Source organism: Chamaesiphon sp. VAR_48_metabat_403 (assembly GCF_031422475.1).
GTDB lineage: Bacteria > Cyanobacteriota > Cyanobacteriia > Cyanobacteriales > Chamaesiphonaceae > Chamaesiphon.
Window position 1 is genome coordinate 1 of record NZ_JANPLS010000496.1, and the last position, 4,529, is coordinate 4,529.

5 protein-coding genes are annotated in these 4,529 nt (G+C 44.4%); 2 read left to right on the top strand and 3 right to left on the bottom strand.

The features are described from left to right. Positions 1-42: 42 nt before the first annotated feature. Together RMO79_RS23335 and RMO79_RS23340 are read right to left on the bottom strand one after the other, a co-directional pair. Positions 43-792: an alpha/beta hydrolase gene (locus RMO79_RS23335; protein ID WP_310485658.1), complete on the bottom strand. Its 750-nt coding sequence runs from the start codon at positions 790-792 to the stop codon at positions 43-45. Between the two features lie 3 nt (positions 793-795). Further along, positions 796-1,527 carry a lysophospholipid acyltransferase family protein gene (locus RMO79_RS23340; protein ID WP_310485660.1) on the bottom strand — a complete coding sequence of 244 codons (732 nt, stop codon included), beginning with the start codon at positions 1,525-1,527 and terminating at the stop codon, positions 796-798. A 479-nt stretch (positions 1,528-2,006) separates the two neighbouring features. Here RMO79_RS23340 and RMO79_RS23345 point away from each other — a divergent pair, with 479 nt between their 5' ends. Together RMO79_RS23345 and RMO79_RS23350 are read left to right on the top strand one after the other, a co-directional pair. Beyond that, a complete protein-coding gene (locus tag RMO79_RS23345) occupies positions 2,007-2,618 on the top strand; it encodes a CDP-alcohol phosphatidyltransferase family protein (protein ID WP_310485661.1) in 612 nt (203 codons plus the stop codon). Between the two features lie 73 nt (positions 2,619-2,691). Then, on the top strand, positions 2,692-3,369 hold the full coding sequence (locus RMO79_RS23350; protein WP_310485662.1) for a TVP38/TMEM64 family protein: 678 nt from the start codon (positions 2,692-2,694) through the stop codon (positions 3,367-3,369). Between the two features lie 208 nt (positions 3,370-3,577). Here the strand turns inward: RMO79_RS23350 and RMO79_RS23355 are convergent, their stop codons facing one another. Further along, positions 3,578-4,183, bottom strand: a complete 606-nt coding sequence (locus tag RMO79_RS23355; protein ID WP_310485663.1) for a VWA domain-containing protein — start codon at positions 4,181-4,183, stop codon at positions 3,578-3,580. Between the last annotated feature and the right edge of the window lie 346 nt (positions 4,184-4,529).

Genomic DNA, 4,529 nt, shown 5'->3' on the forward strand with positions numbered 1-4,529 from the left:
TTCTTACTTCTTACTTCTTACTTCTTACTTCTTACTCCCCGCTTACAAGAGATCGGCTAAATTAATATCTCTTTCTAGCAGGCAAGCATGACCGCTGAGGGGTAGTAAAGTTGTTTTTGACTTGGGAAGTTGTTGGTGGAGAAAGCGCACTTCTAGCACCGACGGGAGCAGCCTGTCATGTTCTCCAGCGATTAGTTCCGTGGGGATGTCTGTAATTGCTGGCAATACCGAATTTATCTGAAACTGGCGTAATAAACTCAGTCGCCAAGCCGCAGCTTGCGGTCGGACGGAGAGCATTGCATCGATTAAATTTTGGCGATCTTCGGCGGTAACTCGATCGGCATTGGCGAGAAAATTAGCAAGTATCCGTGCGGATAATGGATACATACTATCTGGCAACAGACTAGAGAGTGCGCTCCCTTCGCTCAACCACGGCAATCGGACGAAGGACGAAGCCGGATTGATTAAGACTAATTTTTCGATCTGGGTTTTCAGCCTTTCCGCCACCTGCATTGCCCAACATGCACCAAACGACTCGCCGCATAAGTATAGTTGTCTTCCAGGGGGGAGTTCGGTTGCGATAAACTGGATCGATCGATCTACCAATCCTTGCCAATCACTACGGTCGTCACTGGCAATTGCCAAACACCGCAAATCGAATCTAGCAGCCAATTTATCGATTTGTTTGTAAAATAACCGACCCGTTCCATCCATCCCCGGAAAGAATACAAATAATGGCAAATGTGGCTGTGCGGGTCGAGGTTGAAAAAAACTCAGGGGATGAAGCTGCATGATTTAGGCTGCGAGCAGGTCAGCAACTTGTTGTGATAGGGTGGCCGTCAGATCTTTTACTACTTTACCAGCTTGACGACCGTGGTAACCATCTCGGTACGGCGCGATCGAAAACGGCGTACCAATCCGAATCGTCGCTTGCTGATAAAGCACGGCTGGATGCCAGCCATCTTGTCTAAATAGCGGCTCTAAGGGGTCTAAATAATGGAACACGCTCAGGGGAATTGCAGGCAATTGAGTTTCCGCTTCGGAATAAATTGCGACTGGCAAAATCTGTAAATTGGGCACGGTTGCTTGCAAAGCCAGATGCGCGAAACCGCGATAAAAATGACACAATCCTTTGGGTGCCGGGGTTGCGAGCATTGGCGCAGCACCTTCAGGAAAAATCCCGATCGTTTTACCGCGATCGAGCAATTCGGTAGAATGCTCTAATAAATCCCGATACCAGTCATTATTACTCAACGGGAACCCACCGCAACTTTGCAATATTTCTCGCAAGACGGGAACGTTACCCATATAACGATGACACACAAAGTTAATCGGCGTATTCAGAAAACTAGTTAGCACGAATGGGTCGAGGAAACTCCGATGGTTGCAGACAATTAACAGTGGGCCATACTGGGGCAAGCGTTCGCGGTTTTGCACCTTGACATCGACCCCCAATAAACCAAATAGCTCTTGAGCGATAGCTGTAGCGTAGCCATCGAATGGGGCGATTGACTCCAATAAATTCATGCAGTTACCCGAACGGGAGTGTAGTGCGATGGGAGGAAAAGCTTAAATTTCCATCCATGTCAGTAGTTGTGTTTCGGTCTGAATCTGAAGCGATCGAAAGATTAATATTTTCCCGATACTTTTAATCTTAGCCAGATTTTTCGCGATCGGGTAGTTTTTTTGAGTAAGGAGTAAGGAGTGGAAAAATCCCCTCCCTGGAGCGAAAAGTGCGTTCTTGGGGCGCGAGCTTTTGGGGGGAAGCTTCCCAAGCGAGCTTTTCGGGGGAAGCTTCCCCCGAAAACGTCGCGCCCCAAAACGTCGCTTGTTTCCCCAAGTAAAGCACCTTTTCAAGAGAGGGGTGCCCGTAGGGCTACTGGTCGGGTCACCCGCCCAGTGGGGTGGGTAGATCTTCGCTAAAGCCTAAAACCTAAAACCTAAAACCTAAAGCCTAAAGAAAGCCAGTTATAATTACACCAGAGTTACATCGATCGGCAAAACTCATGCTAAAACTAACTTACATTCCGAGTATGCTGGTAGGACTGCGGTTTGCAATTGCGCCGTTGCTACTATTAGATGCTTTCGATAGTCAGATTGGTAAGTGGTTTATCATCGGCTATGTTGTCGCCGTACTTTCAGATATATTCGATGGCATTATTGCCCGTCGATTGGGTGTAAGTACCGTCAAACTGCGACAGGCAGATAGCTGGGCGGATATTAGTTTATATACTTGTATTGCACTGAGTACTTGGTTGGTACATCCCGATACAATTATCAATTTTCAAGTTCCGCTATTATTGGCAGTATTCGCACAGGTTTGTCTGTTTGCGATCTCCCTGATTAAATTCCAAAAATTTCCCAGTTTTCATACCTATACTGCTAAAGCTTGGGGTTTGGGTTTGCTAATTGCCACGATTGGATTGTTTGGATTTAATTATGCTAACACGCTCTGGCTGGCGATCGGCTTATGCTGGATTAATAGTGTGGAAGAGATAATTATGACCTCGATTTTACCTGAATGGCAGTGCGATGTATTGAGTATTTTTGCCGCGATTGATTTACGAAAAAAACTGATGGTTAGTCGATCGGCAGCTAGCATTTCACCCGAAAATTAATAAGCACGCGTACAAAACCCGATGCATATTATTGAGAACTGCTATATTAACGATAAATTATAAATAGGCGATCGTGGCAACAAAAATAATTAGTCCTAACTTCAAACATCAATCTAAAAAATACTTTAAAATTATCTTACTACTTGGCGCGATTCTACTTTTTTTCATCACTCCCGCGCGAAACTTACTCGATCGTCAAATTCTATCTGATTATTTACAAGCATTAGGAATTTGGACGGTACCGATTTTTATCTCTACCTATGTCATATTAGCCGTACTGGGGTTGCCGATTGTAGTGCATACACTAGCTGGCGGCGTGGTATTTGGACTAGTCTGGGGGACGATTTGGTCGGCAATAGCAGCAACTTTGGGTGCAGTTGGGGCATTTTATTTAACTAGATATGTATTTTATGATTGGGCGATCGCTAAATTTGGCAACCACAAATTACTGAAAAAATTCGATCGATCGATGGAAAGTAATGCTTTTGAATTAATTTTAGCATTGCGATTTACCCCGATCGCTCCATTCAATATTATTAACTTTTTACTAGCTCTTACCCCGATTAAAATTGATACTTATACGATCGCCACTTTTATCGGCGTGATTCCTGGCAGTATTGCTTATACTTGGTTGGGCACTTCTGGCAAAATTGCTTTTCAAGATGGCGATCGGCTGCAATTTATTTGTGCTTCTAGTTTCTTGGTTTTACTTTCTGTCTTACCCCTTTTATATAAGCGGTGGCGGCTTTAAATATTGTAATTTTATTTGCTGTATTTAGGACTTGCTGAAAAAGTCAATAAACGAGATTTAATTGGATCGATCTTTGAAATTCGATCGCCAATAGATACCTGACTTTAATTTAAGTTCCAGAAGTCAGGTATTTAGGGGCAATGATTAGTCATTTAAAGTTGAAAGTGGGTATGGTTAATCCAAAATTTCCCAACTCTCATTTCTTTCCTCAATCACTAATCGCGGCGAGCAAGACTTCCTTGAGGGTGAGATCTTCCATGTCATTCATTGTCATGGTATCGACGATATCAAACTTTGCACCAGCGCGTCCGAGATCGTCATCGAGGATTTTTAAAAACTTGGTAGCGGCTTCATCCATCCCGACTTGAATGAAAGAAATCGATAATTCTTCATCGCGATCGAGTTTTTGAGTGGTGTCTAAAATGACTTGCATTACCGCTTTACGATCGTCGGGTTCGCCATCGGTAACCACTAAAATAATCTCGCCATTAGCAGGAATTTGCCCTTGTGCTTTGCGCTGTAAATAGTTAGTGGTAGCGTCTTTTAATACTGCTGCTAAATCGGTTCTTCCAGAAGGATCGTTCTCTTGAAAAATTGCACCAACTTTAGCCGCAGTCACATTATCGTAGCGTTTGAATTTACCTGAAAATAGATAAAATGTAATCCCGTCGGGGTCGAGTTCTTCGCACTTACTCGCTAGAGCTAATGCTGATTCTTGCATAATTTGCCACCGACTCGCCCCACCTGCTCGATCTTTGGTGGACATGCTGCCACTTTTATCGATAATTAAAGTGTAATCGCGGTTTTCTAACATAGAGTAGTCCTCAGTCTTCATAAGGGTAACGCAGGATGCAGGAATTTTAATCTCTAAAGAAGCTAAGAGTGTCCGAACCTATTGACTCTAGCTTAACTCTCAATTCCTGCGATCGTCTACTTCTATCGACTCTCTTGAAAAGGTGCTTTACTTGCGGCTCGCCTTCTCCTAACGGAGACGCTACGCGAATGGACGGGTTCCCCGTCAAAAAAGGCGAGACAGCGGCGTTTTTATTCGGGGGTTCCCCCCGAATAAGAAAACGACAAGACAAGACAGGGGAAACAAGCGACGTTTGTGGGGGAAGCTTCCCCCACAAAGCTCGCGCCCCAAGAACGCACTTTTCGCT